At 73.0% G+C, this 14,758-nt stretch carries 13 protein-coding genes; 10 read left to right on the top strand and 3 right to left on the bottom strand.

Annotated features, from left to right (window positions below):
* The first annotated feature begins 28 nt into the window (after window positions 1-28).
* Window positions 29-886: a fumarylacetoacetate hydrolase family protein gene (locus tag AB0F68_RS19425; protein WP_357339990.1), complete on the top strand. Its 858-nt coding sequence runs from the start codon at window positions 29-31 to the stop codon at window positions 884-886.
* Window positions 887-939: 53 nt separating this feature from the next.
* On the opposite strand, the gene AB0F68_RS19420 is transcribed toward AB0F68_RS19425, so the two are convergent.
* The 3 genes from AB0F68_RS19420 to AB0F68_RS19410 all read right to left on the bottom strand — a co-directional run bounded on the left by AB0F68_RS19420 (window position 940) and on the right by AB0F68_RS19410 (window position 3,958).
* The gene (locus AB0F68_RS19420) at window positions 940-2,088 is read right to left on the bottom strand and encodes a polysaccharide lyase family 7 protein (protein ID WP_357339988.1); all 1,149 of its coding nucleotides are present in this window, start codon (window positions 2,086-2,088) and stop codon (window positions 940-942) included.
* 84 nt (window positions 2,089-2,172) lie between these two features.
* On the bottom strand, window positions 2,173-2,892 hold the full coding sequence (locus AB0F68_RS19415) for a helix-turn-helix domain-containing protein (protein WP_357339986.1): 720 nt from the start codon (window positions 2,890-2,892) through the stop codon (window positions 2,173-2,175).
* Between the two features lie 10 nt (window positions 2,893-2,902).
* Complete coding sequence (locus tag AB0F68_RS19410; RefSeq protein WP_357339983.1) at window positions 2,903-3,958, bottom strand: LacI family DNA-binding transcriptional regulator; 1,056 nt, start codon at window positions 3,956-3,958, stop codon at window positions 2,903-2,905.
* A 262-nt stretch (window positions 3,959-4,220) separates the two neighbouring features.
* Here AB0F68_RS19410 and AB0F68_RS19405 point away from each other — a divergent pair, with 262 nt between their 5' ends.
* From AB0F68_RS19405 to AB0F68_RS19365, 9 genes are all read left to right on the top strand, one after another.
* The gene (locus tag AB0F68_RS19405) at window positions 4,221-5,498 is read left to right on the top strand and encodes an ABC transporter substrate-binding protein (protein ID WP_357339981.1); all 1,278 of its coding nucleotides are present in this window, start codon (window positions 4,221-4,223) and stop codon (window positions 5,496-5,498) included.
* Window position 5,499: 1 nt separating this feature from the next.
* Window positions 5,500-6,444 carry a sugar ABC transporter permease gene (locus AB0F68_RS19400; RefSeq protein WP_357339980.1) on the top strand — a complete coding sequence of 315 codons (945 nt, stop codon included), beginning with the start codon at window positions 5,500-5,502 and terminating at the stop codon, window positions 6,442-6,444.
* Window positions 6,437-7,297, top strand: a complete 861-nt coding sequence (locus AB0F68_RS19395; protein ID WP_357339978.1) for a carbohydrate ABC transporter permease — start codon at window positions 6,437-6,439, stop codon at window positions 7,295-7,297. Before AB0F68_RS19400 ends, AB0F68_RS19395 begins: the two co-directional genes overlap by 8 nt.
* Before the next feature lie 29 nt (window positions 7,298-7,326).
* Window positions 7,327-8,094 carry an SDR family oxidoreductase gene (locus tag AB0F68_RS19390; protein ID WP_357339976.1) on the top strand — a complete coding sequence of 256 codons (768 nt, stop codon included), beginning with the start codon at window positions 7,327-7,329 and terminating at the stop codon, window positions 8,092-8,094.
* Window positions 8,082-9,662 (top strand): heparinase II/III-family protein, encoded by a 1,581-nt coding sequence (locus AB0F68_RS19385; RefSeq protein ID WP_357339974.1) that lies wholly within the window; start codon window positions 8,082-8,084, stop codon window positions 9,660-9,662. The genes AB0F68_RS19390 and AB0F68_RS19385 overlap by 13 nt, the downstream gene beginning before the upstream one ends.
* Window positions 9,659-11,710 (top strand): heparinase II/III family protein, encoded by a 2,052-nt coding sequence (locus AB0F68_RS19380; RefSeq protein ID WP_357339972.1) that lies wholly within the window; start codon window positions 9,659-9,661, stop codon window positions 11,708-11,710. The genes AB0F68_RS19385 and AB0F68_RS19380 overlap by 4 nt, the downstream gene beginning before the upstream one ends.
* The gene (locus AB0F68_RS19375) at window positions 11,698-12,393 is read left to right on the top strand and encodes a hypothetical protein (RefSeq protein ID WP_357339970.1); all 696 of its coding nucleotides are present in this window, start codon (window positions 11,698-11,700) and stop codon (window positions 12,391-12,393) included. The genes AB0F68_RS19380 and AB0F68_RS19375 overlap by 13 nt, the downstream gene beginning before the upstream one ends.
* A gap of 126 nt (window positions 12,394-12,519) precedes the next feature.
* A complete protein-coding gene (locus tag AB0F68_RS19370; protein ID WP_357339968.1) occupies window positions 12,520-13,599 on the top strand; it encodes a DUF1565 domain-containing protein in 1,080 nt (359 codons plus the stop codon).
* Window positions 13,596-14,696 (top strand): sugar kinase, encoded by a 1,101-nt coding sequence (locus tag AB0F68_RS19365; protein WP_357339966.1) that lies wholly within the window; start codon window positions 13,596-13,598, stop codon window positions 14,694-14,696. The genes AB0F68_RS19370 and AB0F68_RS19365 overlap by 4 nt, the downstream gene beginning before the upstream one ends.
* The last annotated feature ends 62 nt before the right edge of the window (window positions 14,697-14,758 follow it).

Below are 14,758 nucleotides of genomic sequence, written 5' to 3'. Positions count from 1 at the left end.
CGGCCGCCTGGCGGAAGGGCGGCCCGGCATGAGGTTCATGCGCGTCGGCGCGTCCGGCGCCGAGCGACCGGTGCTGCTCACCGCCGACGGGCGGCACCTCGACCTGAGCGGCGTCACCCGCGAGATCGACGGCGCGTTCCTCGCCGGCGGCGGCGTCGAGCGGGCCCGCGCGGCGGAGACGGCCGGTCGGCTGCTCCGCCTCGACATCACCGGCCAACGGGTAGGCCCACCGATCGCTCGGCCCGGCACGGTCGCCTGCATCGGGCTGAACTACGCCCGACACGCGGTCGAGTCCGGATCGGCCCCACCGGCGGTGCCGGTGGTCTTCCTCAAGGCGTCCAACACCGTCGTCGGCCCGTACGACGACCTGGTCATCCCGCGCGGGTCGACGAGGACCGACTGGGAGGCGGAGCTGGCGGTGGTGATCGGCCGGCGCGCGCACTACCTGCCGGATCCGGCGGCGGCGGCCGAGGTGATCGCGGGTTACGCGATCTCCAACGACGTGTCCGAACGGGACTTCCAGGCCGGCGATCCGGGCGGCCAGTGGATCCGGGGCAAGAGCTGCGAGTCGTTCAATCCGCTGGGGCCCTGGCTGGTCACCCCGGACGAGCTGCCCCACCCGGGGGATCTGGCCATCGGCAGCGAGGTCAACGGCGAGCCGCGGCAGGCGTCGCGGACGTCCGACATGATCTTCGACGTCCCGTACCTGATCTGGTACCTCAGCCAGTACCTGGTGCTGGAGCCGGGTGACGTCGTCAACACCGGCACGCCGGAGGGCGTCGCCCTCTCCGGCCGCTTCCCGTACCTCGCGGCCGGGGACGAGGTGCGCGTCCGGATCGAGGGCCTGGGTGAGCAGCGGCAGACCTGCCGGGACGCGGCTCGGTAGGGCGAGGACGGGCCGGGGCCGCCTCGTGACGAGGCGGCCCCGGGGTCGGTCGGTCAGGAGTGGGTGACGGAGAGCGCGTAGATCAGCGTCTGGCCGTAGTTGGTGTCGCTGCACGGCGAGGAGTTGGTGCAGTTCGCCTGGGTGTACGCGCCAGCCTTGAAGTAGGCGCCGGAGAAGCTGCTGGTGATGGTGGTCTGCAGGACGTCGTTGTAGTAGACCTTCACCTGGCCGCCGCCGGCCACGAACTTGCCCCGGTAACGGGTACCGAGCTGGTAGCTGCTGGTGACCAGCTTGTGGTGGGTGTTGTCGCCGTTGGTGATGTAGAGGTTCGTGCCCTCCAGCCGGAACACGGTGACGTCGTCGCTGGAGTCGTGGATCTGCGCGCCGACCAGGTGCGGCTTGGTGGCGGGCAGGGCGGTGAACGCCTCCTCGAAAGTCATCGTGTGGGTGCCGGAGGTGGAGGACCAGCTCGCGTTGCTGGTGCCGTTGCCGGTCATCTCCCGCAGCTCCGAGCGGGGGTAGCCGGAACCGCTGGTGGTCACCCCGTTGACCGCCGCGCGGAACTGCACGGCTGTGCAGTTGGCGGCGGTGACGAACCACGGGGAGACCTGGAAGGTGGCGAGCGCCGGCTGCTTGACCTCGGTGGGGCTCTCGGCGGCACCGGTCGGCAGGGTCATCTTCCAGTTGGTCAGGTTCAGCACGTCGGCCGGCACGGCGCATCCGCCGCCGGTGCCGTCGGCCCCGTACACCCGGGTCTCGGTGATGCTGTTCCAGTCGTTGACGGTGTTGCCGTAGCCGACGACGCGCACGTACCGCGCGGAGCGGTCGGGGAAGTCGTAGGTCTCCAGCTGGAGGGTGGTGCCGCTGCTGCTGCGCTGTCCGACCACCGTCGTCCAGGAGGCGGCGTCGGCGGAGGTCTGCACGGCGAAGCTGGTGGTCCGTTGGTTGCCCTGGTGCCAGGCGATGGCGATCGAGCCGACCGTGGTGCTGGCGCCCAGGTCGTAGCGGATCCACGAGCCGTCGCCCTCGGCCGACCAGCGGGTGGCGAGGTCACCGTCGAGGGTGTTCGCCGGGACGTTGCCGTCGTCCGAGCTGGCGATCACGCCGCTGACGGGCAGGGTGGTGGCGGCGCTGGCGGGGGTGGCGGTCAGGCCGGCGGCGAGGAGGGCCAGCGGTACGGCGGCTGCGAGAGTTCGTCGCATGAAGGTGTCCTTCGCGTAGAAGTTCCCATATGTGAACTACACCGCACTAGTGCCGGGTGACCATAAGGTCATGGTTTATGGCCGTCAATGCCTGCCGCTGAAAAATCCGGAGCGACCGGTCAGCTCCGCGGTGACCGCCGCCCCGATCGCGCCGGCCACCGCCCGGGCCCGCTCCGGTGCCGGCACGTCGCCGCCCAACGAGACGCCGATCGCGTCGTACGGGCCGAGCCGGGGCGGCGCGGCGACGGCCACGCACCACGCCGCGACGCCGTCGGTCTCCTCCCGGGCCAGGGCGTACCCCTGGGCGCGGATCCGCGCCCACTCGCCGCCCGTGGGCGTCAGCTCTCGTTCCGCCCACCGGGCCAGCAGGACGGCGCCCATGGCGGTGTCCCGCGCGGGCGTGTGCCGGCCCGGTCCCGCCGCCGGGCCGTGCCGCTCCCGGGACACCAGGCAGACCACCTGGTCGCCGACGAGGCGGCCGAGCCGCACCGTCGCACCCAGCTCCTCATGCAGCCGCTCGACCACCGGCGTCAGTCGGCGTACCGCGCGGTCCGCCCGCAGGTACGCCCCGCCGGCGCGCAACGCCTGCAGGCCCAGGCCGTAACGGGAACCGCTGCTGTCCACCTCCAGCCAGCCGCGCTGGACCAGCGTCTGCAGCAGCCCGTGCAAGCTGCTCTTCGGGATCGCCAGATCCCGGGCCAGTTCGGCCGGGGTGCGCCGGTCCGGCGACCCGGCGAGCAGTTCCAGCAGTTCCAGGGTCCGGTCCGCGGACTTCACCCGAGCCGTCGTGCCGCCGGTCGTCATGGGTCCGCTCCTACTCCCTGGGTGCGGGGCCGGTGGACGCCCGTACGACCAGCTCCGGGCGCATCAACAAGGACTGGCTGGGGCCGCCCTCGGGGGCGTCGATCCGGGACCGGAGGTGCTGGAAGGCGGCGGCGGCCATCTCCGCGATGGGCTGCCGCACCGTGGTCAGCGGCGGCGCGGCGAGGTCGGCCAGCACGATGTCGTCGAAGCCGACCACGGAGACGTCCCGTCCCACCGCCAGGCCGGCGTCGCGGATCCCGGCGCTCACCCCGAGCGCGCACATGTCGTTGATGGCGACGATGCCGGTCGGGCGGTCGGGGGCGGCCAGCAACTCCCGGGCGGCCTTGCGGCCCAGCTCGGCGGCGTCGAGATCGCCGTACGGTTCCTGCTCCGCGCCGCCGGACCAGACGACGGCCCCGGCCGGGTCGAGCCCGGCCTCCTCGAACGCCTGGGTGAAGCCGCGGAACCGGTCCCGCCGGTTGACGCTGCGTAGCGAACCGGAGACGAAGGCGATCCGCCGGTGGCCGAGCTGGAGCAGGTGCGCGGTGGCGAGGTGGGCGCCGACCGCGTTGTTCACGCTGATGTTCACCAGGGCGGCGGGGTCACCGGCCTGCGCGGTGCGGTCGAAGGCGACCAGCCCGAGCCCGGCGTCGACCAGCGGCAGCACGTGCTCCAGTGAGGGCAGCGAGGAGCAGAGCACCACGCCGCGGATCCCGTCGGCCCAGAGCTCGTCGAGGTAGCCCCGTTCCCGCTCGGGATCCCGTTCGCTGTTGCAGAGCAGCACGCGGTAGCCCTCGATGAGCGCAGCCCGCTCCAGCATCCGCGCGAAGCTGCCCCAGAACGGGTTGGCGACGCTCGGCACGACGAGGCCGATCACCTGGTTCTGCCCGGTCCGCAGCTGGCGAGCGGCCCGGTTGGGCCGGTAACCCAGCCTGTCGATCGCGGCCGCCACCCGGCTGCGGGTCTCCGGGAGCATGCGTTCGGGGCGGCCGTTGAGGAAGTTCGAGACGGTGCTGGGCGAGACCCGGGCCTCGCGAGCAACCTGGTAGATCGTCACACCAGCCACGCTCTGGTTCTCCTGTGCTGCTCGGTCGATAGGGGACGCAGCGAGTGTATGGGTTCACCGACCCGTGAACACGTCCCGGTCCGCTCAGTTAAGCGTGTGTTGCGGTCGTGTGTCCAGACCATTGACAGCCCTGTAGGCCGCTCCTAGCCTTGCTGCAACGTTCCACCAGTAAATCGATGCAAGAGCTGTTGATCTCCGCGTTTGACGACAATGCGGCGTGACCTGGAGCGACCGGGTACGTCCCACGGGAGGGAAGACCGCGATGGGGAAGACACGCGTACTGGCCGCGGCGCTGGTCACAGCGCTGCTGGCCACGGCCGGCTGTGGTGGCCCGGCGCCCGGCGGCAAGGGTGACGACAAGGAGGCCGGGACCATCCGGCTGCTCACCCCGATCTTCGAGGGCACCGACGGCAAGAAGGTCCTGGAGGAGCAGCTCAAGGCCTTCAAGGACAGCCACCCGAAGGTGACCGTGGAGGTCGACTACACCTCCTACAGCAAGCTCAACGAAAAGCTGACCACCTCGATCGCCAGTGGCCGGCCGTACGACGTGATGCTGATGGGCGTCGGCTGGATCCCGCCGTTCGCCGCCAAGGGGGCGCTCACTCCGCTGGACGAGCAGAAGGGCGAACTCAGCCAGCGCTTCTACGAGCGGGCGGTCGACCCCGGGGTCTACGACGGCAAGGTCTACGGCCTGCCGATCATGCTGGACACCCGGTTCGGCCTGTACCGCAAGGACCTCTTCGCCGAGGCGGGGCTCAGCGGGCCGCCGCGCAACTTCGCCGAACTGCGCGAGTACGGCCGCAAGTTGACCAAGCGGGACGCCGGCGGCAAGCTCACCCGGGCCGGTCTGGACATCCTCTCCAACGACCTGCGCCAGACCTTCTTGCCGCTGCTCTGGGCCAACGGCGGTGACCTGTTCACCGCGGACGGCAAGCCGGCGTTCAACAGCGAGGCCGGCGTCGGCGCCCTCCAGTTCATGACCGACGTGGTCCGCACCGACCGCTCGGAGGACTTCGGCTTCACCCAGCCCGGTGTGGCCGGCGGGCCGCCGCTGGCGCAGGGCCGGGCCGCCATGATGATCGGCCACAACAACGTCTGGCAGGCGATCCAGGAGACCGCACCCGACCTGATCAAGCAGGACAAGATCGGGTTCTTCATGATCGCCAACGAGCGCCCCGCGCTGTTCCAGGGCGGAACCATCGGCACCGTGAGCGCCAAGTCCGCCCACCCGGCCGCCGCCAAGGCCCTGGTGACGTTCCTGGCCAGCGAGAAGACCTCGCTCGCCGCCAACGAGCAGCGGGGCAACGTGCCGGCGCTGAAGAGCCTGGCCACGTCGGAGTACGTCACCGGCAACAAGGCGGTCCAGTTCGCCATGGAGAACATGGGCTCGGCGTACTCCGAGGGCGGGGTGCCGGCCTGGCTGGAGATCCGCGGCGACTTTAAGGCGACCATCGAGTCGGCGCTGCTCGGGAAGAAGACCCCGAAGCAGGCGCTCGACGAGCTGGCCGCCACGGCGCAGAGCGCGATCGCCAAGGGCTGACATGACCACCACCATCGATCGTGTCGACGTGGCGCCCGTGACCCGGGCGCCACGCCCGCCGCGTCGCCGACGGCTCGGCGCGGAGCGGCGCCGTGCCGCGTACCTCATGCTGGCGCCGTCCGTGATCCACCTGGTGTGGTGGATCGGGCTGCCGGTGCTCGCCACCTTCGCGCTGGCGTTCACCGACTACGACGTGGTCGCCGGGACCGTGCGGTGGGTCGGGCTGGCGAACTTCCGGGAGATCTTCGCCGACGAGACCTGGAACCTGTCCATCTGGCACACCGTGGTCTACACCTTCTTCACGGTGCCGGTGGCGATGGCGATCGCGGTGGTCATCGCGGTGCTGCTCAACCAGCGGCTGCGGGGCCGGGCCTGGTACCGCGCCGCGTTCTTCATGCCGCACATCACCGCGACAGTCGCCATCGCGCTGGTCTGGATGTGGATGTTCGAGCCCAACCTGGGACTGTTCAACCTGCTCCTCGGCGAGGTCGGGGTCAACGGCCCGGCCTGGCTCGCCGACACCACCTGGGCGATGCCGGCGGTCATCCTGGTCAGCGTCTGGAAGGGCATCGGCCTGAAGATGCTGATCTACCTGGCCGCCCTGCAGAACATCCCGTCCGAGCTGTACGAGGCGGCCGACATCGACGGCGCCTCCGGGCCGCGGCGGTTCTTCGCCATCACCGTGCCGCTGCTGCGCCCCGCCACGTTCTTCGTCTTCGTGGTCTCGATGATCGACGCGTTCCAGGTCTTCGACCAGGTCTACGTGCTCACCCCGGACGGCGGCCCGGCGAACTCGACCACGGTGATGACGTACGAGATCTACCGGACCGCGTTCAGCGAGTTCCGCATCTCCACCGCCTGCGCGCAGAGCCTGGTGCTCTTCGCCTTCCTGCTGGTGATGACCCTGATCAGCCGGCGGCTCACCGGGAGGGACGACGATGCGTAGTCTGCCCTCCCGGGTGCTGCTGCACCTGTTGCTCGCCGTCGGGGCGCTGGCGATGGTGGTGCCGTTCGTCTGGATGGTGCTGTCGTCGCTGAAGAGCCACGCCGACATCGCCAGCTACCCGCCGAAGCTGCTGCCCACCGAGTGGGTGTGGAGCAACTACCGGGAGGCCCTGGCGTACGCCCCGTTCGGGACGTACTTCCGCAACAGCCTGCTGATCGCGCTCGGGCACACGGTGATCAACGTGATCCTGGCGTCGATGGCCGGCTACGCCCTGGCCCGGGTGCCGTTCCGCGGCCGGTCGGTGCTCTTCATGGGCGTCCTCACCATGATGATGATCCCGACCTACACGAAGATCGTCCCGCAGTACCTGATCGCCAAGGGCATGCCGTTCTTCGGCGGCAACGACTACCTGGGGCGCGGCGGCAACGGCTGGCTCGACTCCTGGTGGGTGCTGATCGTGCCCGGCGCGCTCACCCCGTTCGCCATCTTCCTGTTCCGGCAGTTCTACCTCTCGCTCCCCGTCGAGTTGGAGGAGGCCGCCCGGATCGACGGGATGGGGGAGTTCGGCATCTTCGCCCGGGTGATGACCCCGCTGGTGAAGCCCGCCGTCGCGACCGTCGCCCTGATCACCTTCGAGAACAGCTGGAACAACTTCCTCTGGCCACTGCTGGTCACCACCCGCGACGACCTGCGGGTGATCCAGGTCGGCCTGGCCGTGTTCCAGCAGGCCGAGAAGACGGAGTGGGCCTACCTGATGGCCGGCTCCACCCTCGCCACCGTCCCGATGATCGTCCTGTTCCTCCTCGCGCAGAGGTACTTCGTGCAGGGCTTCGCCACCGCCGGCATCAAGTGACCGCCGGCACCACGCAAAGGAGCACCCTGATGACCTTCGACCTGACCGGACGCCGGGCCCTGGTCACCGGCGCCGGCCACGGCATCGGCGCGGCGATCGCCGTGGCCCTGGCCCGCGCCGGGGCCGACGTCGCCGTCCACCACGGACACTCGGCCGGCCCGGCCGCCGAGGTGGGTGCCGCGATCGAGGCCCTCGGCCGCAAGACCGTGGTACGGCAGGCCGATCTCACCCGCACCGAGGAGGCCGACGGCCTCCTTGACGACGTCGCCGGCTTCCTCGGCGGTCTCGACGTGCTGGTCTGCAACGCCGGCGGGATGGTGGGACGCAGCCCGGTGGCGGAGATGACCGACGACCACTACCAGCGAGTGGTCGACCTCAACCTGGGCAGCACGTTCCGGACCGCCCGGGCGGCCATCCCGCACCTGCGCGAGGCGGGCGTCCGGGGGCGGGTGATCACCATGTCGTCGCTGGCGGCCGAGAACGGTGGCGGCGCCGGCTCCGCCGTGTACGCGGCGGCCAAGGCGGCGGTCCGGGGCTTCACCAAGGGGCTGGCCAAGGAACTCGCTGCCGGCGGGGCGACCGTCAACGCGGTGGCCCCCGGCTTCATCGGCGGGACCGCCTTCCACGACACCTTCACCCCACCGGAGGTGCAGCGGAACATCGTCGCCGGGGTGCCCCTGGGCCGGGCCGGCACCCCGGACGACGTTGCCGGGGCGGTGGTCTGGCTCGCCTCCGACGCCGCCGCGTACATCACCGGGGCGACGATCGACATCGACGGTGGCGCGTGGTTCCGCTGACCGCGCCGGCACCAGTGGACCTGCCCGTGCCGCCGCCCGATCGGGGCGGCTGGTGGCACGCGTACGTCTGCCCGGCCCACGGCGTCGAACTGGAGCACGACGGCCTGCTGACCGGGACGTTCCCGGCCGGCGGCGCCCGCTGCCGGCACGGCTGCCGGGTGGACGACCCGGCGGTGCGGGGCGCCTGGACCGTGCTCGCCCACCAGGCCTGCGCCCGGCGGATCCGGACCCTGGCCCGCTCGCCTCGCCCCGCCGACCGGGCCGCCGCCGCCCGGCTGCTCGGCGGTTACGCCGAGCGGTACGCGGCCCTCGGCGGCGCCGCGCACGCCGGCGCGGCCGAGTGGATGCTGCGCGGCCGGCTGTTCCACCAGGCGCTGACCGAGGCGATCTGGGCGGTCACCGTCGGGCAGGCCGCCCGGGCGCTGCGGGCCGCCGGCGACCCGCTGCCGGCGGAGGTGACCGGACTGCTCGACGGGCTGGCCGGTGCCGCCGCCCAGGCCCGCGGGTCGCTGGTCGCCGACGGGCGCTTCGACTCCAACTACACCGCCTGGCTGATCGCCGCCGGCGCGGTCTGCTCCGGCCGTCCCGAGTGGCTGACCGGGCCGTACGGGTTGCACGCGCACGTGCTGGCCGCGGTGCGGCCGGACGGGTGGGAGTGGGAGGCGGCCACGTACTACCACCACTTCGTGCTGCGGGCCTACCTGGTGGCGCTGGACGCGCAGCCGCAGGTGCCGACGCCGGAGCCGGTGCGCGAGCGGCTCGTCGCGATGGCCGCCGTGCTGGACACGATCACCACCTTCGGCGGCCTGCTGCCGATGCTGCACGACGGGCCGTACCGGCGGCCGCCGGCGGAGTACGAGCTGGCCGAGCTGGCCGAACTGCGTCCGCTGCTGGGTGCCGTGCCGGTGCCGGCCGACCCCGTCGTGCTGTACCCGGACGCCGGCTACGCGGTGCTCCGCGCCGACGGGCTGCACGCCCTGGCCGACTTCGGCCCGCACGGCGGCTCGCACGGGCACCTCGACAAGCTCGCCCTCTACCTCTACGGCACGGACACCCCCTGGCAGCCCGACCCCGGTCAGGTGCCCTACGCGCACCAGGGCTGGCGGCGGCACTACCGCTCCACCGCCGCCCACCCCACGTTCACCGTCGACGGTCTCGACCAGGCCGAGTGCGCCGGTCGGCTGATCGGGCACGACCAGCGGTCGCTGGCGGTCGGCTGCGACACCGCGTATCCGGGGGTGTCGGCGCGGCGGGAGTTGCGCCTGCGCGACGGCGCGCTGGTGGACGAGTTGACCGTGACCGCCGACCGGCCCCGCCGGATCACCCTCGGGCTCCGGCCGGACGTCGAGCTGGCCGTCCGGCCCGGCCCCGGTGGCGGCTTCGGCACCGTCTGGCGCGGCCGCCAGGTGCTGCACGGGGAGCATCACGCCTCGGCCGACGCCGACCTGGTCGCCCGGCCCGGCCCGGGCCCCGCCGACGACCCGCAGCGGACCCGGACCTGGGTCGACTGGACCGCCGCGGACGCCACCGCCGTGACCTTCCGTTCCGTCTACCGACTGGGGGCATGATGCAACCGCTGCTCATCGGCGACCGGCTCGACCGGTTGCGCGCGGCGCTCACCACCACCCACGCCGCCCAGTGGCGCCGGCTCCACGAGCAGTGCGACTGGTACCGGGGGCAGAGCCCGCCGGCCGAGCACCCGCTGGCGAGCATCACCTGGCTCGGGCCGGCCGCGCTGAACCTCGCCCTGGCGCACCGGCTGACCGGGCAGCCCGGCTACCTCGCCGAGGCGCGGCGGTGGATCGGGGCCGCCGTGTCGTACCCGCACTGGGGGAAGGCGAAGCTGCCCGACCACGACCTGGACGCCGGCTGGCTGCTGCACGGTCTCTCCCTGGCGTACTCCTGGCTCCGCGACGACCTGCCCGCCGGCGAGGCCGACGCGCTTCGCGCCAAGCTGCACCTGCAGGGCGAGCGGATGTACACCTTCGCGGTGGAGACCGAGGGGAGCTGGTGGTCGTCGAGCTACTGGCAGAACCACAACTGGATCTGCTACGCCGGGCTGGCCGCCGCCGGGTACGTGCTCGACCAGCCGGCCTGGAGCGACCGGGCCCGGGACAACCTCGGCACGGTGCTCGACCTGATGCCCGCCGACGGCTCCGACTCCGAGGGCGTCGTCTACTGGCGGTACGGCGTGCCCTGGCTCGCCGTGCACCTCGACCTGCTTCAGCACGCCGAGGGGCTGGACTGGTGGCGGCGGGGCGACTTCCTGCCCCGGACCGTCGAGTGGCGGCTGCACCAGTGCGCCCCCGGCTTCGAGGAGAACGTCGACCACGGTGACTGCCACGACCGCCGCTCCGGGCACAGCGTCGCGCTCTACCACAAGCTCGCCGCCGTCTACCGCGACGGCCGGGCAGCCTGGCTGGCCGACCGGGTCGCCCGGAAGCACTTCTGGCGCGAGGCGTACGCCTCCGGCGTCAAGCCGGGCGTCATGCCCGAGGCCGGCTACGAGCTGCTCTGGTACGACCCGCAGGTGACCCCTCAGGATCCGGCGGAGACGGTGCCGACCACCGCGTACTTCCCCGACCTCGGGCAGGTGACCGCCCGCACCGGTTGGGGCGACGCGGCGAGCTTCGTCAGCTTCAAGTCGGCGCCCGGCGGCGGGCACCAGGCCTGGGAGACCTCCCACTCGTTGCGCCGGGAGAAGGGCTGGGACACCCTCAACGCCGGACATCACCACCCGGACGCCGGCTCGTTCGTGTTCGGCTCGCACGGCGCGTTCCTCGCCGTGGACGACGGCTACTGCAACCGCAAGCGCGCCGCACACCACAACCTGGTGCTGGTCGACGGGCAGGGCTGGGCCGGCGAGGACCGCTACCACGTCTACAAGGACCTGCCGTACGAGCGGCAGCCGCGGCTGCGCGACGTCCTCGCCACCGCCGGGATGGTCCACGCCACCAGCGAGTCGGCGGCGATGTTCGATCCGGCGCTCGGCGTACGACGGGTCGACCGGACGCTGGTGTTCGCCCCGTCCGGGCGGCTCGTGCTCCTCGACGAGCTGGCCGCGGACCAGCCCCGCGAGTGGACGTTCCTGCTGCACTCGGACTGGCCCGCCGAGGCGGTCGACGACGATCTCGTGCTGCGCTCCGGGCCCGGCCAGGCCTGGGTACGCCGGCTCGCGCCGGACGACACCCGGGTGGCGACCGGCACCACCACCATCGAGGCCAACCCCACCGCCAGCACCCCGAGCCTGCGGATCGTCCGTGAGCTGCACACCGCCCGGGTCACGGTCGGGGCGACCCGGACCGCCCGGCTGCTCACCGCGATCGAACCCACCTCCGCGCTGGATCCCGCCCCGGCCACCGCCGAGGCCGTGGACTGCCGGTCCGGCGTGGGAGTGCGGTTCGGCACCGGCGAGACCGTGCTGCTCGCCCCGCTGGACCGGCACCTCGACGGCGCCGGGGTACGCGCCGACGCGGCCGCGGTGATCCTGGTCCCCGCCGCCGACGGCCGCCCCGGCCGGCTCGGGTTGGTCGGGGCTACCCGGGTCGAAGTCGCCGGCCGTACCCTCGTCGACGACACCGAGCCGATGACGGGGGTGCTGCCGTGGCCAGCCTGAACGCGGGTGCCCGCGCCGCCCTCCGCCGTCGCCCGCCGGCCGGCCAACCGCGGGGCAGCGGCTGGGAGAGCACGGTGCTGCGGGTGCTGGAGTTCGTCGCGTACCCGGCACTGGCCGGCTGCGCGCTGCTGCTGCTCTGCGTCGGCGTGGTGACCTGGCTGCCCGCCCTCGCCGCCGCCGGGTACGCCCTAGAGCGGTGGCGCGACGGCGACCACGCCCGGCCGTTCCTCGACACGCTGCGCGCCTTCGGCGGCTACTGGCGGGCGCTGTGGCGGCACGCGGCGGCGTCCACGGTGGTCGGTGCGGTGCTCGCCGGCAACCTGGTCTTCCTCGCCGGCCGGTCCGGCCCGCCGGCGCTCGCCCTGCTCGCCCTCCAGCTAGGGCTGGTGCTGGCGCTGGTGCCGTACCACCTGGCGCTGGCGGCGACGGCCGGCCGGGACCCGGGCGGTGACGCCCGCCGCTGGGCGCGGGCGGCGCTGTTCCTCGCCTTCGGCTCGCCCCGCCGAGGGCTGGCGCTGCTCGGCGCGGCCCTCGCCGTACCGCTGCTGACCTCGCCGTCGGCGCTCGGGCCGCTGCTGCTCGGCCCCACCCTGCCGCTGCTGCTCGGTCTGCGGATGGCCGCCCGCCTCGCGCCCGCGCTCGACAGGCCGGCGACCGGCGCCGCGCCCGCCCCGACCGCCTGACCCGACCACCAGGTCCGCGCCCCCGCGCGGCCCGCCACATCCCGAAACACCCACCCGTCCGGACCGCGTACCGACGCGGCCCCGGTCCACCCTGCCCATCTCCATGCGTACAGAGACGAGGACGAGATGACCCCACGACGACTCGGCGCCACCGCGCTGGCCCTGGCCATCGCCGCGGCCGCCCCGGCGGCTCCGGCCCTCGCGGCCCCACCCGTGTCGCACTACTACGTCGACCCGGCCGGCGACGACGCCGCGACGGGCACGCCGGACGCCCCGTTCGCCACCATCCAGCACGCCCTGGACGTGGCGCCCACAGGCGCGACCGTGCACCTGGCCGCCGGCACGTACCGGCAGGACGCGGTGACCCGCCGGCCGGGGGTCACCGTCACCGGCCCGCGCGCCGCGGTGGTCAGCGGTGGCGGCGGGGCCCGGATCCTCCAGGTGCAGCACGACGACACCACCCTGTCCGGCTTCACCGTGGACGGCCTGTTCGGCGCGGCCGACCAACGCGACGGCTATCGGGACAAGCTGCTGTACGTGATGAGCACGACGCCCGGCGACGGCGTCGACGGGCTGCGGGTGTTCCACATGCGGCTGGCAAACGCCGGCGGCGAGTGCGTCCGGCTGCGCTACCTGATCACCCACGCCGACGTGGCGTTCAACGAGATCGGGCCGTGCGGCGTGGACGACTTCGTCTTCGCCGGGGGCGGCAAGAACGGCGAGGCGATCTACCTGGGCACCGCCCCCGAGCAGCAGGGCAAGAACGGGGCGCCGGACGCCCGGCCGGACGTCAGCCGGGACAACCGGATCCACCACAACCGGATCGACACCCGGGGCAACGAGTGCGTGGACGTCAAGGAGAACTCCACCGCGAACGTGGTCGAGTTCAACCGGTGCACCGGGCAGCGCGACCCCGAATCGGCCGGCTTCGACGCCCGCGGCTCCGGCAACACGTTCCGCTGGAACGCCGCCGTCGGCAACCGGGGCGCCGGCATCCGATTCGGCGGTGACACCGCCACCGACGGGATCGACAACGACGCGTACGGCAACCTGATCACCGGCAACGCCGCCGGCGGGATCAAGTTCCAGCGCACCCCGCAGGGCCGCGTCTGCGGCAACCGGATGGCCGACAACACCGGCGGCGACGCCGTCGGCACCTACCGGGACGCGTACGACCCGGCCGCGCCCTGCGGGGAGGACCGGTGACCCTGACCCTGCGACCGGCCGGGGAGTGCCGTTACGACCTGGTCTCCCTCGGCGAGGTGATGCTCCGCCTCGACCCGGGGGAGGGGCGGGTGCGCACCGCCCGGACCTTCCGCGCCTGGGAGGGCGGCGGCGAGTACAACGTGGCGCGTGGCCTGCGCCGCTGCTTCGGCCAGCGGACGGCGGTGCTGACCGCGCTGGCCGACAACGAGGTGGGCCGGCTCATCGAGGACCTGATGCTCCAGGGCGGGGTGGACACGTCGCTGGTGCGCTGGATGCCGTACGACGGCATCGGCCGGGCCACCCGCAACGGCCTGAACTTCACCGAACGCGGGTTCGGCCTGCGCGGCGCGGTCGGCACCTCTGACCGGGGGCACACCGCCGCCAGCCAGCTCCGCCCCGACGACGTCGACTGGGACCACCTCTTCGGCGCCCTGGGTGTGCGCTGGCTGCACACCGGCGGGATCTACGCGGCGCTGTCCGAGGTGGCCGCGGAGACCGCCGCCGCCGCGATGACCGCCGCCCGCCGCCACGGCACCGTCGTCTCCTACGACCTGAACTACCGGCCCAGCCTGTGGCGCGGCTTCGGCGGGCCGGAGCGGGCCCGGGAGGTGAACCGGCGGCTCGCCGCCATGGTGGACGTGATGATCGGCAACGAGGAGGACTTCACCGCCTGCCTCGGCTTCACCGTGCCGGGCACCGCCGCGGACCTGTCCGTGCTGGACGCGGACAACTTCCGCCGGATGATCGGGCAGGTCGCCGAGGCGTACCCGAACTTCGCGGTGGTCGCCACCACGCTGCGGACCGTACGCACCGCCACCATCAACGACTGGGGCGCCGTCGCCTGGTCGCGGGAGACCGGCTTCGTCACCGTCCGCCACCGCCCCGGCCTGGAGATCCTGGACCGGGTGGGCGGCGGCGACAGCTTCGCCTCCGGCCTGATCTACGGGCTGATGGTCAAGGGCGGCCTCGGCCTCGGCGTCGAGTACGGCGCGGCGCACGGCGCGCTCGCCATGACCACTCCCGGTGACACCTCGATGGCCGGCCTGGCCGAGGTGGAGGCCCTGGTGGCCGGCGCCGGCGCCCGGGTGCGCCGCTGAGCACGGGACGGCCCGCCGGCGGTGCACCGCCGGCGGGCCACGCCCGGCTCTGGTCCGTCGGC

It is taken from the genome of Micromonospora sp. NPDC023966 (genome assembly GCF_040639095.1).
In the GTDB taxonomy this organism is placed as follows: domain Bacteria; phylum Actinomycetota; class Actinomycetes; order Mycobacteriales; family Micromonosporaceae; genus Micromonospora.
Note: the sequence above shows the minus strand (reverse complement) of the source record. Positions and strands in the feature narration are given on the sequence as shown.

Excerpts from the sequence above, each read along its gene's own strand:
- AB0F68_RS19420 (WP_357339988.1), bottom strand. The coding sequence starts at position 2,088 with ATGCGACGAACTCTCGCAGCCGCCGTACCGCTGGCCCTCCTCGCCGCC.
- AB0F68_RS19400 (WP_357339980.1), top strand. The coding sequence starts at position 5,500 with ATGACCACCACCATCGATCGTGTCGACGTGGCGCCCGTGACCCGGGCG.
- AB0F68_RS19390 (WP_357339976.1), top strand. The coding sequence starts at position 7,327 with ATGACCTTCGACCTGACCGGACGCCGGGCCCTGGTCACCGGCGCCGGC.
- AB0F68_RS19395 (WP_357339978.1), top strand. The coding sequence starts at position 6,437 with ATGCGTAGTCTGCCCTCCCGGGTGCTGCTGCACCTGTTGCTCGCCGTC.
- AB0F68_RS19415 (WP_357339986.1), bottom strand. The coding sequence starts at position 2,892 with ATGACGACCGGCGGCACGACGGCTCGGGTGAAGTCCGCGGACCGGACC.
- AB0F68_RS19380 (WP_357339972.1), top strand. The coding sequence starts at position 9,659 with ATGATGCAACCGCTGCTCATCGGCGACCGGCTCGACCGGTTGCGCGCG.
- AB0F68_RS19405 (WP_357339981.1), top strand. The coding sequence starts at position 4,221 with ATGGGGAAGACACGCGTACTGGCCGCGGCGCTGGTCACAGCGCTGCTG.
- AB0F68_RS19370 (WP_357339968.1), top strand. The coding sequence starts at position 12,520 with ATGACCCCACGACGACTCGGCGCCACCGCGCTGGCCCTGGCCATCGCC.
- AB0F68_RS19425 (WP_357339990.1), top strand. The coding sequence starts at position 29 with ATGAGGTTCATGCGCGTCGGCGCGTCCGGCGCCGAGCGACCGGTGCTG.